We start from the raw sequence: 15992 nt of genomic DNA on the forward strand, positions 1-15992 counted from the left end.
GAGCATCACGTGCGTCACGAGCGGTCCGTGCAGCGAACAACCGACCCTGCCGATGTGCGGATGGTTGATTACGCCGTCTGTCGGACACAGTGGCGATCGCCGGGTCAGCGGATTGTGGCGGTGAGGTGTTGCGGGGCGGCGGCGTGGGCGGTGTCATTGGGTGGACATTCTCGGTTAGATGTAGCTGAACAACGGAGGAAAGACGAGGACCACGATCCAGGCCCAGGCGGCGTACACCGGCAGGTAGCCGGTCTGCCAACGTTCGAGCGCCGTGAACAGCGTGCGCCGACGGATGAAGGTCAGCAGGAGCCACGCCGACCACGCGAGGTTGACCAGCAGGATGACGTTCTCGCCGAGCGCGGCTGCCCTGTTGGGCGTACTGCCGTATTCGTCGGTGATGCGCCCGGTGATTTCCAGCAGCACCAGCACGTCGATGGCCAGCGCACTGACCACGAGCGCGAGCTGGAGTTTGTCGAACGGGCCCGGCGGGGCCAGCGGATCGCGGGCCGAGAGCGAGTAGAGCAGCAGCCCCAGCACCACGACCAGCAGGAGGTCGAACAGGATCAGCGCTTCGCGCTCGACGTCGATGCCGTGGCTGGTCCAGACGACGGCGACGAGGAAGGCGAAGAGGGCGGCCGTGAAGAGCGGGGTGAACAGCCGCGTGAGGACCGGCGCGATGTTCTCGACGACACTTTGCTTGGCCTCGACGAGCCACCCGGCCACGACGACCGCGGCCGTGGCGCCGCAGGGAAGGAGCCAATGCGAGATGAACTCCTCCGGGACGATCCCGATGGCCTTGAAGGTGTTGAACAGGAACGCGGAGAGTACGCCGCCGCCGAGGGCCATGAGTACCAAGTAGATGAACCACTCGCCGGTGAAGCGGATGAAGTCCATGCGTCGACGGAAGGAGCGCCAGTCGTCGGCGATATAGGCCAGACCGACCACGAGCCACAGGGCGATGGGAAGGTGGATGCTGGTGACGACCACGGACTGCGACTTGTCCGCCAGCGGGTAGGCGTTGGCCGCCACGGCGCCGAGAGCGAACAGCGCCACCAGTATCGCGATCACTGACCGTCGGGCTTTCCGGCGCCAGGCCAGGAACGCCGCCAGCCAGGGCAGCGCGAACAGGGTGAAATTCCGCGCGTAGAACGAGCTGTCGTCCTCAAAGTTCAGCCCGAACAGGGCTGGCACCTTGACGGACGCCACCGCGCCCGCCGCACAGCTGACCATGGCCCACAGGTCCCGCCGGGAGCGCGTGTCGGCGACCGGGCTGCCGGTGTCGGCGGTCAGCACCAGCTGCTTCCACAGCCGTTCCGAATGCTCCCGGGCGAACTCGCGGGAGAGTTCGTCGAGGCTGCCCATCCGTTTGACCGCGACGAGGAACGCCTCATCCGGGCTCAGGCCTGCTGCGACGAGCTCGTCAACGGAGCCGCGGAGGTGGTCTTCGAGCTCGTCGGCGTCGAACGGTTGCAGCTCCCTGCGGCGGAGCACGTACTGGCGCCACTGCTCGAACTGCGCTTCCAACTCCTCCTGCCCGTCCTGTTCCGTCATGCGAGGCCTTCCAGCGGGTTGACCGTCAGCGGCACACGGTCATGCCAGATCTCCTTGAGCGCGTCCACGACGGTGTCCCACTGCCGGCGCTGCTCGGCCAGCTCAGCCAGGCCCTTGTCGGTGATGCGGTAGTACTTGCGCTTTCGCTCGCCGGTGACCGACTGCCAGCTCGACTCCACATAACCGAGGCGCTCAAGCCGGTGCAACAACGGGTACAGCAGCCCCTCGGTCCAGTCCAGCTCGCCCCCGGACAGCTCGTTGATCCGCCTGAGGATGGCGTAGCCGTAGCTCTCGCTCTCGGCCAGGATGCCGAGCACCATCGGTGTCGCCGAGGCGGCCACCAAATCCTTAGCGACCTTCACGAGATTTCACCCCGCTCCTACCCCTAGAACTATGATGCATAGTACTGGTAGGTATTGCCTGGCGCAACGGCCGGTCACGTGTCCCTGCCAGCGAGGATGTAGAGCTGGATGAGGCTGGCGACCGAGCCCTTGTACGCGTTATCCGCGATCCGCTGCCGCACGGGCGCACTGTTCTGCCGCCGAGCGGGCGCGCTGCCTGCCGAGCGGCCGTCACTGTCCGTACTGCTGCTCGGGCACTTCTCCGGCGGTGACGTCCGGGCTGGCGTTGAGGCCGGCGGCGATCTGAGCCGGCAGCGGGTAGACATGTTCGACAGGCAGGTGAGCTGCTGCCGCCTGATCGTCGCCGCCGCGCAGAAGGTCCCTAACGCGGTGAACGGTGGGGGTGATGTCCGTTACGGCAACCATCCAGTCATCGACGTATCGGTCGACAGCCTCACCGGACAACCCAACCTGCAGCGACCGGTACGGCAGCGCCTTCAGATGCAGTGACCGTTCCGCCTGTCTGCGCACAGCCATGGGCGGAGCTGGGAAAGCGGCTCTCGCTGTCAACGCCCGCCGGACTCCGGTGGCCCGTCGATGGTCAGCGTCAGCATGCTGTGGTAGGCATGGGATCGCGAAGAGCAACGCCCGCTGACCTACTCACATGCCGCGTACCGGGCGCCATGCTGCGTCACGAGGTCCCCGCAGCCAACGCCCGGCCATGCCGATGAGCGGACGTTCAAGCGGGACGGCCGAGCGCCGCGGAAGTCGTCGCTTATTCGAAGACGGCTTTCCATCGAAGAGACGCCGCGCAGGTCGCGGGAGCAGGGTACCCGCCGGTCGGAGGGCCGCGTCCGGAGCGCGCTGCGGCCCGACGAACTCGATGGTATTCGTCACCGTGACGTGGAGGCGGGCAGCAGGCTAGGGTGACGCTGCCGTGGTGTTCGGGAAGCCGGTGCGATACCGGTGCGGCCCTCGCCACTGTGATCGGGAAGTCCGCGGCCCTCGTCGCTTGCGAGGTCACTGGGTGCGATGCGCCTGGGAAGGCCGGCCACGGACGCACCTCCCGTTAGCCAGGAGACCGGCCACGGCACTGCGATGACCCGTCCACGAGGTGCTGGAAGGCGGTCCCGATGCGCGTGTGCGCGATGCGGTCCACCCTGTTTCGGCGCGTTGCCGCGCCACTGTCCATTGTGTTCGTCCTGCTCTGCGGTTGCGCCACGGACGACGCACCCGCCACCACGGCCGCCGCGCCGGCCGTGCCCGTCACGGTGACCACCTGCGGTGCGCCGGTGGCCGTCGCCGCGCCGCCGAAGCGGGCGGTCACCCTCAACCAGCCCGCCACCGAGATCATGCTGGCGCTCGGCTTGGCGGACCGGATGGCCGGCACGGCGTACCTGGACGACGCGATTCTGCCCGAGCACGCCGCCGCGTACGCCTCGGTGCCGGTCCTGTCGGAAAAGTACCCGTCGAAGGAGACGCTGCTCGACGCGGAACCGGACTTCGTCTATGCCTCGTTCCAGAGTGCCTTCGGCGATGAGGGCGTCGGCGACCGCGCCGACCTCGCGGGGCTCGGCATCGGCACGTACCTGTCGCCGGCCGGCTGCCCGAAGCAGCACCGGCCGGCCACGTTGACCGTCGACGACGTGTTCGCCGAGATCCGGGACGTCGCCGCCGTCTTCGGGGTGCCGGAGCGGGCCGAGAAGCTCATCGCCCACCAGCGGGCCCGGATCGCCGCCGCCGTCCGGCTCGGCGGCGGGCGAGAGGTGTCGGTGCTGTGGTGGGACGGCGGCACGGACGCGCCGAGCGTGGGTGCCTGCTGCGGCAGCCCCAACATGATCATATCGGCGGTGGGGATCCGCAACGCGTTCGATGACCTCGCCGGAAGTTGGGCCGACACCAGCTGGGAGACGGCGGTCGAGCGTGACCCCGATGTGATCGTGCTGGTCGACGCGAGCTGGGACCCAGCCGCCGCGAAGAGGACCTTCCTGACCCGGCATCCCACGTTGAAGGATCTGCCCGCGGTGGTAGGGCAGCGGTTCGTCGTCATCCCGTTCTCGTCCACCTCGGCCGGAGTGCGGGTGGTGCGGGGAATCGAAGCGCTCGCCGAGGGAGTGGCACAGCTTCCCGGAGCGGACCGCTGACCGCCAGGGTCGCCCGCACCGCCTCAACCGGCCACAGTGCCGGGACAGGCCGCGATGTCGGGCAGGCAGGTGCCGCCGTGGCCATCCGTCGCGGACTTGGCACCGGGACGCTGCTGGGCATGCTGCTCGCGGGTCTGGTGGGGTCGATCGGCGCCGCCGTCACCATCGGGCCGGCCGACATTTCGGTGTCGACGGTGTGGGCGGTGGTGGCTGATCGCCTGGGCTTCGTCGACGCCGACGTGCCGCTGCTGCGTGAGCACATCGTCTGGCGGTTGCGCCTGCCGCGGGTGCTCGGCGCCGCCGCGGTCGGGGGAGGGCTGGCCGGGGTCGGCGCGGTGATGCAGACCGTTACGCGCAATCCCCTGGCTGATCCGTACCTGCTGGGGGTGTCTTCCGGGGCGTCCCTCGGCGCGGTGGCGGTCCTCGTCGTCGGCCTCGGCGGCGGGGTCGCCGCCCTCACCGGGGGCGCGTTCGCCGGCGCGCTCGCGGCGTTCGCCGTCGTGGTCGCAGTGTCGGGCCGGCGGGCTGCGCTCGCCCCGACCAGGGTGGTGCTGGCCGGGGTGGCCGTCGCGCAGCTGTGCGCGGCGGGGACCTCGTTCGTGATCATCTGGGTCGCCGACCCGCACGCCACCCAGAGCCTCGCCTTCTGGCTCTCCGGATCGCTGGCCCGCGTCGACTGGACCTCTCTGGTCTGGGCCGCACCGGTCCTGGCCGCCGTGCTCATCTTGCTGGCGGCCCACGCCCGCACGCTCAACGCCTTCGCCTTCGGTGAGGACGCCGCGGCCAGCCTTGGCGTCCCGGTCACCCGGGTGCGGTGGCTACTGCTGGTCGCCACCGCGCTGCTCACCGCGGCGCTGGTCGCCGTCAGCGGCGCCGTCGGCTTCGTCGGGCTGATCCTGCCGCACGCCGTGCGGTTCCTCACCGGAGCCGACCACCGGCGGCTGCTGCCGGCCGTCGTCCTCGCCGGCGCGATCTTCCTGGTCTGGGTGGACACCGCCGCGCGGAGCCTGTTCGCGCCCCGGGAACTGCCGGTGGGCGTGCTGACCGCGCTGCTCGGCGTGCCCGCCTTCGTGGTGCTGCTGCGCCGCCGGGAGGCGCGAGGCTGATGCTCACCGTCACCGGCGTCTGCCGGTCGGCCGGCGCCCGGTGGATCCTCGACGACGTCACCTGCGCGGTTCCGGCGGGCAGCCTCGTCGGGCTGCTCGGCCCCAACGGCTGCGGCAAGACCACCCTGCTGCGCATCGTCGCCCGTCTGGCCGCACCGGAGGTCGGGCGGGTCACCGTCGACGGCGACGACGTCGCCACCCTTTCCCGGACCACCCTCGCCCGCCGTGCCGCGCTGCTCGCCCAGCACGCCGACACCGACCTCGACCTCACCGTCATCGAGGTCGTGCTGCTCGGCCGTACCCCGCACCGCCGCTCCCGGTGGGCCGACAGCGCCGCCGACAGCGCCGCCGCCACCGACGCGCTCGCCCGCGTCGACCTCGACGGGTACGCCGACCGCCGCTGGCACACCCTCTCCGGCGGGGAACGGCAGCGGGTGCACCTGGCCCGCGCGCTGGCACAGCAACCGCGCCTGCTGCTGCTCGACGAACCCACCAACCACCTCGACATCGGCCACCAACTGCACCTTCTGCATCTGGTCCGCCGCGCCGGAATCACCACTCTCGCCGCGCTGCACGACCTCAACCTCGCCGCCATGTTCTGCGACACGGTGGTCGTCCTGGCCGCCGGGCAGGTCGTTGCCGCCGGCGCGCCGGCCGAGGTCCTCACCCCGCACCTGCTCGCCGACGTGTACGGCGTCCACGCCGACGTGGCGGCCCACCCGACCACCGGGAGGCCCGTGATCACCTACCACCCGCCCGCGTCATGACCCGCCACGTACTGCTGGTGGCCCGCGCCGTCACCCACACCGCAGGCCACGACGCCGTGCACCGCCTCGCCGCCGACCTCCGCGCGGCACTCGGCGCACCCGTGTCGGCGTGCTTTCTGGACGGTGCCACGCCGTCACTGCACGACGCGCTCGACACCGCCGTCGCCGACGGAGCCGGCGAGGTGCTGCTGGTGCCGATACACCTGCCGCCCGACCGATACCTCGGCACCTGGATCCGCCGCGCCCACACCCACTGGGCCGCCAGGAAAGATCACCCGCCACCGGTGCGGGTCACCGCGCCCCTGGCCGCACAGCCCACGCTGGTCACCGCGGTCACCGAGGCGATCGCCGGCCCGCACCAGCTGCTGAACGGTGCCGCCGGCCCATTCCGCAGCGCCGCCTGGTCGACCGTCCCCCGGCACCGCCACCACGTCCTGGTCTGCCGCGGGCCCCGTTGCACCGCCTACGGCGCGAACGCGGTGGCCGACATCCTCACCCGCCGGCTCGCCGCCCACGGCCTCGGCGGCGACGACGTACTGATCACCGCCACCGGCTGCCTGTTCCCCTGCAACCTCGGCCCGCTCGTCGTCGTGCACCCCGACGACACCTGGTACCCGCACGTCAACGCCGACCTCGCCACCCGCATCGCCGACGACCATCTCCGGCGGGGGCAGCCCGTCGACGGCCGACAACCGAGGAGCAGCACATGACGGACGCGGACGGCTGTCTCGTCACCGTCTGCCGGGACTGCTGCTGCGGCAACGCCGGCAAGCACCCAGCAACCGACCACGACGGGCAGTTGGAACACCTACGCGACGCGCTGCCGGCGCCCCACCGGGTCCGTGTCAGCACCTGCCTCGACCTGTGCGCGCAGTCCAATCTGGTCGTGGTCCACCCCACCCGGGCGGCGCGCCGCGCCGGGGTGCGGCCGGTCTGGTTTGGTCTGGTCCTCGACGACGAAATGGTCAACGACATCGCCGACTGGGTCCGTCTCGGCGGGCCGGGCGTCACGCCGCTGCCCGCCCTGCTGGAATTGTCGGTGGTCACCCCGAGACTCGCCGTGCCAGACCGGTCGACCGGAGCCGGTCCGCACAGTCATTAGGTGAGGCGTTGTCATCGTGATGGCCCTGGTCAGGGTGGGCGCAGGAAAGACTGTGTCGACATAGGACGAGACTCCCGGTAAGACAGCAGTCGACCAAGATCCGATGCCCCAACCGGGAGCCTTGCTGTGCCGTCTTACCCGTCCACGCCCGCGCTGTCCAGCCGCACCCTGAACCACCTGGCCGACCTCGTCCGCGCCGAACGCACCCGCCGCCGAAGCCGGTGGCGACGCCTCGACGCCAGCCGGCAGGCCCTGCTCGCCCTGGCCCATCTGCGTAACGGTGACACCAGCACCCGTCTGGCCTTGTGACCGGGAAGAAGCCGACCCGCACGGAGATCTTGATTGGCGGGCGAATGAAGGCCATCGACCGGAACCGCGCCCGCAGCGGCCAGGCACGACGACGTGTCGAAGCCGTGATCCTCGAGATGGGGCTCTCAGCGCGTGACGGCAGCGAGCCGCTGCACGCTGTCCGCATGCGGCTGGTGGCGTCCGAAGCCCGGGAAGCGGTTCATCGCAGCGCGGGTGCGCGCCTGGCCGCGGTCGGTGTCGGGTCACCACTGGGTGATGAGCGGCGTGTCCGGTTCGTGCTGCCGCCAGGCTCCGGTGAGACGGGCGAGGCGGGTGGGGGCGGCGATGCCGCGCACGGTTGCGATCTTGCCGTTGGTGATGTCGAACGTCACGGCGCCGACGACCTGGTCGCCGAGCACGAAGAGGATGGCGGGGGCGCCGTTGACGAGCGCGTAGTGGATGGCGGGCGTGCCGCCGGCAAGTCGCCGTTTCGCGGGTGTGGGTTTGAAGCCGGCCCGTGCGACGGCGGCGATGCGCTGCGCAGCGTACTGCAGCAGCGTCTCGGTCAAACCGGCGCCGTCGGAGATCGCGATCGCGTCGTCGGTGAGCAGCGCCACCAGCCGTTCGGTGCGGCCCGAGGAGGCAGCGGCGAGGAATTCCTCGACGATCCTGCGGGCGGATGCTGGGTCGACTTCGCCGCCGTCGGGCTGGCGCGCGGCGGTGATGCGCCCGGCCCGGTGGACTGCAGCTGGTGCGGCTGAACATCTGCCGCGTGGGTGGGCGCTGTTCTGGCGTCTGCACCGCAACTAATCTGCACCGGCCGCAGTTCGTGGACTGGGCCGTTGGACGCCCGGCGGCTGCGCCGGGCGACGACATCGCCTCGGCCACTGCCGGCCAGGTGCGGGAGGTGGTGCAGCGGCTGATCACGATCGGGCAGTGGCGGCCGGACATCTGGGTCGTCGCGGACGCCGGCTATGACGGTCCCCGGCTGGCGTTCCTGCTCGCTGACCTGCCAGTGCAGCTGCTGGTACGGATGCGCTCCGACCGGGTCCTGTGCAGGCGCGCACCGCTGGAACGAACCGGCAACGGCCGCCCGCCACGGCACGGCGGGGCGTTCATCTTCGGCGATCCCGCAGCTGGGGCGCCCCGGACACGGCCACCATGACGCCGACCCGCCTCTACGGCACCGCGACCGCCCCGGGCATGGAACCGGCTGCACCACGACTGACCCATCGCACCGCCTGGCCCAGCCACGCCGGAACCCTGCCGATCATCGAGAGCACCGTCATCCTGCTGCAGTCCGGTATTGGCCCGCCCGCCGCCCGTTGCGGTGGCCGCCCGGAGTCCTCGACCCGGTCCGCAGCGGGCATCGACACACCTCTTGGCTGGGCGGGGGCAGCAGGTACGGCGCGCCCAAAGCGACCAACACCACGACAGCCCCGATACTCCTAACCAGCTTGTCGGCCTTGTCGAGCCCCGACCGCCGCGAGATAGACCACGTGCGAACAGCCAGACACCGGCACCGGCGGATACTGATCAACAGACCAGCGTCTGCGAAAATGTGTCAGATTCCGGGATCGGGCTTTGTCAGTACCTATGCCCCTTTCCGTCTCCTGATGCGGACACGGGCGCACCAGGAGGTCGTCGCTCTAGCGGCAGACGCGCTCTCGTGCCGATGTGTGAACCGTTGTGCGGCCGGGAGCGACCGTCGCTGGACGAAGGCCGTGGCCCTTGCTCAACGCCCGATCTGTCCCGTCGTGAGGTTGGTTGCTCGCGCGCAACGGTCAGTTTGGGGCCGCCGAGGGCAGGACGAGTCGGGGAGCCTGGTGGGGCGGTTCACCGTCGGTCGTCGCAGCAGGCTCGCCCTGGGCGTGCCCGGTGACTTCAGCGGCCGGCGGGGTACTGGCACCGTTGATAGTTTGCGGCACGCTTGGGTGTGCCGGAAACAGCAACAGGGCCACCAGGTTCTGCCAGATGTGCACCATGATGGCTAGCAGTAGGCTGCCCGAGATCAGGTAGATGATGGTGAACATTGTGCCGAGGACGGCGACGCCGACCATCCCCTTGCGACCCTGATAGGCGTGGGCCGCCACGAACAGCGCCAGGCTGGCCATCACGACCAACGCTAGGGGCAGGTCGTACAGCCGTGCGCCGGCCGCGATGAGGAACCCGCGGTAGACCACCTCCTCCGTGATGCCGGCGGAAACCGCGACCGTGACCGCTAACCGGCGCTCGTGCGCGGTCTGTGGGGCTATCAGGGCGGTTCCGGCCCGGGCGGGGATCATCTCTCCCCGGCGCAGCCGGTGGCGTGCCCGCAGACCACCGACCGAGGTGATCACCAGCATGTACGCCGCGAGCAGGTAGTCGATGCCGTCGCCGCTGGGCCAGGTCCAACCGAGGTCGACAACGGACAGGTCGGCGCTCCCGAACGCGATTAGCGGGACGAAGGCCGCGGTGACCCATGACTGAACGATCGAGTCGCGGTAGAACCGGTTCCGCCGTCTCGGGTCGGCGGCGAGCTGCTGGATGAAGCGGCGGCGGTACTTTACGCCCAGACCTGTCCCGACCAGGATGATGGTCAGCAGCGTCGCAATCAGGACATGCGTGGTCAGTTCCAGAGCCCCGTTCACAATCGACGATCATGGACACCCGGCGGGACGGTGGCAACCCTTCAGTCGGCGCGAGCTTGCGCGCTGTCACCCAGGCCAGTCCGCCGATTGCGCGGTGAAGTGAAACATCCCCATCCGCACATGCCGCCGATCGTGCGGCTACGCGACGTCAGGACCTCGCAGCAGTGCATCTTGCCCGTGATCATCACTGTCCGAGTCGCGGCCCATACTGAGCTGTGCCGTCGATCGAAGGTTGGGTGCTTGAGGACAACGTGATCCAGTTCATCGGGTACGAGTACGACGACCTTGATGGGGCTGCGTTCATAGGTGCGCTCGAGCGCACCGACGACGAGTCGACCGACGGTTGGTTCAGCTACCCCTTGCAGGGAACACCACCCACTCATGGTGTCTCTCGCCCAAGCGGTCGGTGGCAGTGTGATCAGCGTGCGGGTGGCAGGCGATATCGCCCCGGTCCTGGCCGCCCGGTTGGAACCCTCTTCGATCTGCTGTAGCGCGCTGGGGCTATGGCGCGCTCCCATGCCGCGCACAGCCGCCTCAGCCTGAGGATGACGTGAAGCGCAGCGATCGCCACGTGGACAGGGTCGAGTCGAAATCGGCTGGGGTGTCGGTCAGCAGGACCGCTTGAACGTCGGAGCCCGCTCGGAGCGTGTAGGCATAGAGCCCCCACTGTTCGCGCTCGCCGTCGACCTCGGCATACCCGGAGGCGTAGCGCAGTTCGTCGGCGTCGGCGCCGGCTTCTCGAAAGCGAAGCTCGGCAGATGAGTTGACGTCGTGAAGGATCAGCGAGCGCGCTCGGCGCGGTTCAGATCGCGTCTGCTGCACCCTGTCGCCTACGAGACCGGTAAGTCGACGCGTCTGCCGCGTCACAGCAGACGAACCTTCAGCTGGGGCCACGGTGGGCGGCCCACAGCGCGCCGGCGCGGCTGGCAGCTTTGGCGACTAGGGCCGCCAGCTCAGGCCTGTTGGGCACGGGGAACGAGACGTATGTACCGCGGCCGCCGCCGGTCGGTCGGCCGTAGGCCTTCGCCGCGAGGCGCCCGTCTGGGAGGAGCCGGACGTTGAGTGTGGTCAGCGTGAACTCCTCACCGCGTCGAGTGTCGGTCCAGCGGAGCCCCTCCGGGATCGTGACGTTGATCGCCAGGGCGCTCACATCGATGGCGACATCGCTGCTCACGGACGCATCTTCTCACGTGAGTCGACGCCCGCTCATGCCGCCGACCGGTCGTCACGGTACGTGACGGCAGGCGGAGTGGCGGAGCGGCGGCGCTCGGCACGAGGTCGTGCCGAAGAGAGTGCTTTCAGCTACCTTCTGAAGCTATCGCCTCGGCTCTCCACCCCGACGTACCGGAGCTCTACGCATGCCTGATCCAGGCTCGTTCACGACGACGAGAACTGGTCGGGAGGGTTCTACGAGTTGTCCCTTGAGTTGGGCGGCCCGAATGATCAAGGCTTACAACGGCCACTGTCAGCCCTGTGGCGAGCGGCTGCCATTGACGGCTGTTACGGAAGTCGGAGCCACGAACCTGGTGACCAGGAGGAAGGCCCCTGCACCGTCGCATCCCTGACGTCCTTTGGTCATCTCCCAGACGTTGGAGGAAAAAGTGTCTGGGGTGGGCGATAGCGTCACCGCCATGAGCGTGCTCGACCGCCGCACCCTCAACCGGTCGCTCCTGGCCCGCCAGCTCCTGCTGCAGCGGCACGACATGCCGGTCGCCGACGCCCTCGAGCACCTGGTGGGGCTACAGGCGCAGGAGCCCCTGGAGCCGTACGTCGGGTTGTGGAGCCGACTGGCTGGCTTCCAGCCGCCAGCGCTGGCCGAGCTGCTGCTGAGCCGCCGGGCGGTCCGCACGCTGCTGATGCGCCGCACCCTCCACCTGGTGACCGCGCGCGACTGCCTCGCGCTGCGGCCCGTGCACCACTCCATGCTGGTCTCACGCATGTGGTCAACGCTGCGCCGGGTGCTGCCCGGCGTCGACCTCGACGAGCTGGCGAGACTGGGCCGGCCGCTGTTCGAGGAGCGGCCGCGCATGCTGACCGAGGCGGCCCGCGCGATCGCCGACCGCTGGCCGGGGGTGGAGCCGCGCTCGCTGGGTGACGCGCTCAGCACGCTCGTGCCGCTCGTGCAGGTGCCACCCCGCGGTGTCTGGGGCGAGCGCGGCGCCGCGTACAACACCCTGATCGAGGCGTGGCTGGGCCGCCCGCTGGAGCCGGAGTCGCCGGCCACCGTCGACGCGCTGGTCCTGCGCTACCTCGCCGCCTACGGCCCGGCGGCCAGCGCTGACATCCGCGCCTGGTCGGGGCTGAGTGGGCTGCGGGAGTCCGTCCAGCGGTTGCGACCGTGGTTGCGGACGTTCCGCGACGAGCGCGGCCGCGAGTTGCTCGACGTGCCCGACGGCGCGCTGCCCGACCCGGAGACCCCGGCGCCGCCGCGCTTCCTGCCGGCGTTCGACAACGCGGTGCTCGGCTACGACGACCGCAGCCGCGTCATCGACACCGAGTATCGCGGGCTGAGCGTCGCGGGTGCCCGCTTCCTGCTGGTTGACGGCCGGGTCGCGGGCACCTGGGCGGTCACGGTGGACGACGGCGCGGCGACGTTGCGGATCACGCCGCTGCGCGCGCTCACGATAGGCGAGCGCGGCGCCGTCGTCGCCGAGGGCGAGAGCCTGCTGACCATGTTTCAGCCCGAGCCAAGGCACGCCAACCACGTCTTGATCACGGACGCTTGACGCAGGCGTAGGCGCCGTAGCAGGGGTGCGAGAACTCGACGCCCACGACGTCGAAACCGGCCGCGGCTGACGGCTGCGGGTCGTGCGGACCTGTCGAGGGGTGACGCCGCCCCGGCCATCGACAAGCTGACCACGGCGATCGGCCTGTGGAGGGGGCCGCCGGCGAGGGCCTACCTTGCGGCACCACGTTGGACAACCGCTGGGCAAGCCTGGAGGAGCAGCGTCTCCAGGTCTTCGAGGAACTGGCGCAGGCCCGGCTGGTGGTCGGCGAGCACGCCGGCCTGCTGCCGGAGCTGCGTCGCCACCTCGCCGCGCACCCGCTGCGGAAGCGCGCCTGAGGGCAGTTGATGCTCGCGCTCTACCGGTGCGGCGACGTCCCAGCGGCGCTCACCGCGTACCGCGACGCACACACCGCCCTCAATGAGCAGCTCGGCATCGGACCGGGGGAGGAGCTCGCAGCGCTGCACCGGGCGATGCTCGACCGGGCGCCGGAGCTAGCCTGCACCGCCCCGTCCGCGCCGGTCACGGCGGGCAAGGTAGCGCTCGCCAACACCGACCCCACCGCCACGGGCGCGATGGGCAAGGTGGCGACGGACGCAGGTGCCGCCGCGTCCGCCTGATCCCGGTGATCCCCCGGGAACTGCCGGCTGACCTGGTCACCTTCATCGGGCGTACGTCGGAGGTGACGGACGTGGTCGCGGCCGTGACCGGCGCGACGCCGGCCGCGGTGGTGGTCAGCGGCCCGCCCGGCAGCGGCAAGAGCGCCCTGGCGGTACGCGCGGCGCACGCGGTCGCTGCCGACTACCCGGACGGGCAGGTGTTCGTCGATGTCGCCTCCCAGCCGTCGGTGACTGCCGAAGAGGTGCTGGGCCGGGTGCTGCGCGCCCTGGGGCTGCCCGCCGCCGAGGTGCCGGAGGGTGTCGACGAGCGGGCCGGCTGGTACCGGTCCCGGGACGCCGGCCGGCGGATCCTGCTCGTGGTCGACGGCGTCACCGGGGCGGAGCAGGTGCGACCGCTGATCCCGGCCGGGCCGGGCCCGGCCCGGGGCTGATCGTGGTCGGCCAGCGGCACCTGCACAGCCTGGACGGGGTCCGCCAGGTCGGGCTGGGGCCGGTGGGCGCGACCGGAGCGCGGTCGCTGCTGGCCGCCGCGGAGCGGCTGAACGCGGACCCGGCCGCCACCGCTGAGCTGGTCCGGCTCTGCGCCGGCTCGGTCCGGGCGCTGCGGATCACCGGGTCGCGGCTGGCCAGCCGCCCGGAGATGCCGGTGGCGGCCCTGGTCGAGCAGCTGCGTGACCGCCGGGACCGGCTGGACCTGCTGGCGTACGGGCACCTGTCGGTGCGGGCGAGCCTGGCCGTCGGCGTCGCCGCGGTCAGCTCCGCCGACGAGGTCGCCGGTCGCCTGCTCGAACTCCTCGGGGAGTGCCCGGACGGGATGGCCGCGCCGGACCGGACGGCGGCGCGGCTCGGCGTCTCCACCCAGCGCATGTGGCAGGCCCTCGAAGACCTGGTCGACGCCCACCTGATGTGCCGGGACGAACCGGGCGAATACCGGTTGCCCGCGCTGGTCCGCGACTACGCCGCCGAGCTGGCGGCGGTGCCGTCGGTGGCCCCGCACCCCGGCTGGCGGGTGGAGTCGGTCGCGGCCTGACCAGTGCGCTCGGCGGACGCGTCAGGCCACCTCGCCGCGGACGATGGCCACCGCCACCCGGCAGAACTCCTCCATGTCCGGCTGGAACCCGGCCGCGATGTCGGGGTGCAGGCCGGCCCGGGTCTCGTCGAGCAGCCGCTGGCAGACCTGCTCGACGGGCTCGCCGGCGTAGCCGGCGCGGACCCGTTCCGTCGCCGCCTGTAGCGCCGAGGTCAGCTGATCCTCCAGCGGCCCGCGCAGCTTCCGCTGCACGGGATCGAGTTTGCGGGGGTCCAGCGTGACATGTGGCTCCGACATCGGCGCTCCCTTCGTCGGCGTCCGCGGTACCCCACCGCGGCCATCGGTCAAACCACGGTCGGTACGGCGGCCACCCGCACCTGGTACGAGAAGTCCTCGGCCGGCTCCTCCATGTACGACAGCCGGCGGATCTGCCGGTCGTCGTCGTAGAGGGCGACGTCCACCAGGACGCCGAGATGCGCCAGGCCGATGTTGGCCACCCGCTTCTTGTCCTGCAGCACGGCGCACACCCCGCCCAGCAGGCTGCTGGCGTCGGAGGTGCGGTGCCCGGGCGGGCTGCGTAGCACGAGGTCCACCTCGATCGGCCCGGGCAGCGGGGTCCAGCCGGTGCGCTGGGCCGCGTCGCAGGCCGCCTGGAGCAGGGCGCGGACCCTCGTCGCCTGCCGGTGCCCGGCGGCGAAGATGGACAGCGCCTCGGTCTTGACCGGTGGCAGGCCGCTCACCTCGAACGTCAGGGCGAGAGCGCGGGTGTCCTGCACGACGGCACCTCCTCGTTGGGGACGATCCTGCCCAACCGGTGGACCGGTGCAGGGGAGTTCCCGCGAGAACCAACCGATCGGGCGGGTCGGGGTCGGCCGGAGGCGTATCGACGTCGGCGGCGTACGCGCTGGCTGCGGAGCTAAGGAAACGCTAGACCACCCGGCGGTCGCTGGGTAGCTTCGCCGCTCACTGGGTGGGACGTGGCGCGAAGGCGCAGAACTCGTTGCCCTCCGGGTCGGCCAGGGTCCACCAGGTGATGGTGTCGTCCGGCTCGTGCAGCAGCGTCGCACCGGCCGTGATCAGCGCGGTCGGCTTCGGGTCGGTCAGATGGACGTCCCAGTGCATCCGGTTCTTGACCGTCTTACGCTCCGGCACCGGGTCGAAGATCCATTGGCGCCACGGGAAGCCGGCCGCACCCACCACCGACGCGTGGCCCTGCTCGCTGGTCTTCACCTCGCCACCGACCACGCCGGCCCACCAGGTTGCCTGGGCGACCGGGTCGGCCGAGTCCACGACCAGCGCGATCGGCCCGGGCCGTGCCCCCTCGCGGGGCGGGAACGCGCAGAACAGGTTGCCGTCCGGGTCGGCCAGCACCCACCAGCTGATCTCCGCGTCCGGCTCGCGGACCAGCCGCGCCCCGGCGCCGAGCAGCGCCGCCGGCTCCGCCTCGGTCAGCCGCAGGTCGAGGTGTACGCGGGTCTTCACGGTACGCGGCTCCGACACCCGGTTGACCCAGATCGACTCCGCGCCGGAGCCGGCGGCGCGCGGGTCGATCCGGGTGTCGCCGTCGCCGAGGTCCACCAGGTCGCCGTCGAGGATCCGGGCCCAGAAGGCGCCCAACGCGTGCGGGTCGGCAGCGTCCAGACAGAGGTCCTTGAAGCGCGTGATCATCCGCCCATCATGCCCACCC

At 70.9% G+C, this 15992-nt stretch carries 18 protein-coding genes, 3 pseudogenes and 1 riboswitch; of the genes and pseudogenes, 11 read left to right on the plus strand and 10 right to left on the minus strand.

What is annotated here, in order from left to right:
- Positions 1 to 174: 174 nt before the first annotated feature.
- From C1I99_RS03115 to C1I99_RS03125, 3 genes and pseudogenes are all read right to left on the minus strand, one after another.
- The gene (locus C1I99_RS03115) at positions 175 to 1551 is read right to left on the minus strand and encodes a permease prefix domain 1-containing protein (RefSeq protein ID WP_111132644.1); all 1377 of its coding nucleotides are present in this window, start codon (positions 1549 to 1551) and stop codon (positions 175 to 177) included.
- Positions 1548 to 1913 (minus strand): PadR family transcriptional regulator, encoded by a 366-nt coding sequence (locus tag C1I99_RS03120; protein WP_111132645.1) that lies wholly within the window; start codon positions 1911 to 1913, stop codon positions 1548 to 1550. The genes C1I99_RS03115 and C1I99_RS03120 overlap by 4 nt, the downstream gene beginning before the upstream one ends.
- Positions 1914 to 2123: 210 nt before the next feature.
- Positions 2124 to 2414, minus strand: a pseudogene (locus C1I99_RS03125) (DUF4291 family protein); the annotation flags it as partial.
- Between the two features lie 399 nt (positions 2415 to 2813).
- A riboswitch (cobalamin riboswitch) is annotated at positions 2814 to 2996 on the plus strand.
- Between the two features lie 29 nt (positions 2997 to 3025).
- Here C1I99_RS03125 and C1I99_RS03130 point away from each other — a divergent pair.
- The 6 genes and pseudogenes from C1I99_RS03130 to C1I99_RS03155 all read left to right on the plus strand — a co-directional run.
- Positions 3026 to 4036, plus strand: a complete 1011-nt coding sequence (locus C1I99_RS03130; protein WP_199561912.1) for an ABC transporter substrate-binding protein — start codon at positions 3026 to 3028, stop codon at positions 4034 to 4036.
- Positions 4037 to 4113: 77 nt separating this feature from the next.
- Entirely contained in the window at positions 4114 to 5142 is a 1029-nt protein-coding gene (locus C1I99_RS03135; protein WP_233512287.1) for a FecCD family ABC transporter permease, read from the plus strand.
- Complete coding sequence (locus tag C1I99_RS03140) at positions 5142 to 5909, plus strand: ABC transporter ATP-binding protein (RefSeq protein WP_111132647.1); 768 nt, start codon at positions 5142 to 5144, stop codon at positions 5907 to 5909. Before C1I99_RS03135 ends, C1I99_RS03140 begins: the two co-directional genes overlap by 1 nt.
- Positions 5906 to 6619 carry a (2Fe-2S) ferredoxin domain-containing protein gene (locus C1I99_RS03145; RefSeq protein WP_111132648.1) on the plus strand — a complete coding sequence of 238 codons (714 nt, stop codon included), beginning with the start codon at positions 5906 to 5908 and terminating at the stop codon, positions 6617 to 6619. The genes C1I99_RS03140 and C1I99_RS03145 overlap by 4 nt, the downstream gene beginning before the upstream one ends.
- Positions 6616 to 7011, plus strand: a complete 396-nt coding sequence (locus C1I99_RS03150) for a hypothetical protein (RefSeq protein ID WP_111132649.1) — start codon at positions 6616 to 6618, stop codon at positions 7009 to 7011. The genes C1I99_RS03145 and C1I99_RS03150 overlap by 4 nt, the downstream gene beginning before the upstream one ends.
- A 126-nt stretch (positions 7012 to 7137) precedes the next feature.
- Positions 7138 to 7314, plus strand: a pseudogene (locus C1I99_RS03155) (IS5/IS1182 family transposase); the annotation flags it as partial.
- 248 nt (positions 7315 to 7562) lie between these two features.
- On the opposite strand, the gene C1I99_RS03160 reads toward C1I99_RS03155, so the two are convergent.
- Positions 7563 to 7916, minus strand: a complete 354-nt coding sequence (locus tag C1I99_RS03160) for a sigma-70 family RNA polymerase sigma factor family protein (protein ID WP_233512288.1) — start codon at positions 7914 to 7916, stop codon at positions 7563 to 7565.
- A 212-nt stretch (positions 7917 to 8128) separates the two neighbouring features.
- Between C1I99_RS03160 and C1I99_RS33100 the strand changes: the two genes are divergently transcribed.
- On the plus strand, positions 8129 to 8464 hold the full coding sequence (locus C1I99_RS33100; RefSeq protein WP_233512289.1) for a transposase: 336 nt from the start codon (positions 8129 to 8131) through the stop codon (positions 8462 to 8464).
- A gap of 619 nt (positions 8465 to 9083) precedes the next feature.
- Here C1I99_RS33100 and C1I99_RS03170 read toward each other — a convergent pair.
- From C1I99_RS03170 to C1I99_RS03180, 3 genes are all read right to left on the minus strand, one after another.
- Positions 9084 to 9929, minus strand: coding sequence for a CPBP family intramembrane glutamic endopeptidase (locus C1I99_RS03170; RefSeq protein ID WP_111132650.1), 846 nt, complete (start codon positions 9927 to 9929; stop codon positions 9084 to 9086).
- Between the two features lie 534 nt (positions 9930 to 10463).
- Positions 10464 to 10751 carry a hypothetical protein gene (locus C1I99_RS03175; RefSeq protein WP_111132651.1) on the minus strand — a complete coding sequence of 96 codons (288 nt, stop codon included), beginning with the start codon at positions 10749 to 10751 and terminating at the stop codon, positions 10464 to 10466.
- Between the two features lie 58 nt (positions 10752 to 10809).
- On the minus strand, positions 10810 to 11103 hold the full coding sequence (locus tag C1I99_RS03180; protein ID WP_111132652.1) for a hypothetical protein: 294 nt from the start codon (positions 11101 to 11103) through the stop codon (positions 10810 to 10812).
- Between the two features lie 457 nt (positions 11104 to 11560).
- On the opposite strand from C1I99_RS03180, the gene C1I99_RS03185 reads away from it, so the two are divergent.
- The 4 genes and pseudogenes from C1I99_RS03185 (at position 11561) to C1I99_RS33665 (ending at position 14305) form a co-directional block, all read left to right on the plus strand.
- Complete coding sequence (locus C1I99_RS03185) at positions 11561 to 12655, plus strand: winged helix DNA-binding domain-containing protein (protein WP_111132653.1); 1095 nt, start codon at positions 11561 to 11563, stop codon at positions 12653 to 12655.
- Positions 12656 to 12772: 117 nt separating this feature from the next.
- A pseudogene (locus C1I99_RS33655) lies at positions 12773 to 13275 on the plus strand (AfsR/SARP family transcriptional regulator).
- Between the two features lie 5 nt (positions 13276 to 13280).
- A complete protein-coding gene (locus tag C1I99_RS33660; protein WP_233512290.1) occupies positions 13281 to 13706 on the plus strand; it encodes an AAA family ATPase in 426 nt (141 codons plus the stop codon).
- A gap of 2 nt (positions 13707 to 13708) precedes the next feature.
- On the plus strand, positions 13709 to 14305 hold the full coding sequence (locus C1I99_RS33665) for a hypothetical protein (protein WP_233512291.1): 597 nt from the start codon (positions 13709 to 13711) through the stop codon (positions 14303 to 14305).
- Positions 14306 to 14326: 21 nt separating this feature from the next.
- On the opposite strand, the gene C1I99_RS32200 is transcribed toward C1I99_RS33665, so the two are convergent.
- The 3 genes from C1I99_RS32200 to C1I99_RS03200 all read right to left on the minus strand — a co-directional run.
- Positions 14327 to 14602: a hypothetical protein gene (locus C1I99_RS32200; protein ID WP_146603876.1), complete on the minus strand. Its 276-nt coding sequence runs from the start codon at positions 14600 to 14602 to the stop codon at positions 14327 to 14329.
- 47 nt (positions 14603 to 14649) lie between these two features.
- Positions 14650 to 15081, minus strand: a complete 432-nt coding sequence (locus C1I99_RS03195; RefSeq protein WP_111132654.1) for a RusA family crossover junction endodeoxyribonuclease — start codon at positions 15079 to 15081, stop codon at positions 14650 to 14652.
- A 187-nt stretch (positions 15082 to 15268) separates the two neighbouring features.
- The coding region (locus C1I99_RS03200) for a VOC family protein (protein WP_233512292.1) at positions 15269 to 15992 on the minus strand (724 nt) is incomplete at its 5' end.

This window comes from Micromonospora deserti, from assembly GCF_003236335.1.
In the GTDB taxonomy this organism is placed as follows: domain Bacteria; phylum Actinomycetota; class Actinomycetes; order Mycobacteriales; family Micromonosporaceae; genus Micromonospora; species Micromonospora deserti.

Bases quoted from the DNA above. Each gene is read 5' to 3' on its own strand.
- C1I99_RS03150 (WP_111132649.1), top strand. From the start codon at position 6,616: ATGACGGACGCGGACGGCTGTCTCGTCACCGTCTGCCGGGACTGCTGC.
- C1I99_RS03130 (WP_199561912.1), top strand. From the start codon at position 3,026: ATGCGCGTGTGCGCGATGCGGTCCACCCTGTTTCGGCGCGTTGCCGCG.
- C1I99_RS03140 (WP_111132647.1), top strand. From the start codon at position 5,142: ATGCTCACCGTCACCGGCGTCTGCCGGTCGGCCGGCGCCCGGTGGATC.
- C1I99_RS32200 (WP_146603876.1), bottom strand. From the start codon at position 14,602: ATGTCGGAGCCACATGTCACGCTGGACCCCCGCAAACTCGATCCCGTG.
- C1I99_RS03145 (WP_111132648.1), top strand. From the start codon at position 5,906: ATGACCCGCCACGTACTGCTGGTGGCCCGCGCCGTCACCCACACCGCA.
- C1I99_RS03185 (WP_111132653.1), top strand. From the start codon at position 11,561: ATGAGCGTGCTCGACCGCCGCACCCTCAACCGGTCGCTCCTGGCCCGC.
- C1I99_RS03115 (WP_111132644.1), bottom strand. From the start codon at position 1,551: ATGACGGAACAGGACGGGCAGGAGGAGTTGGAAGCGCAGTTCGAGCAG.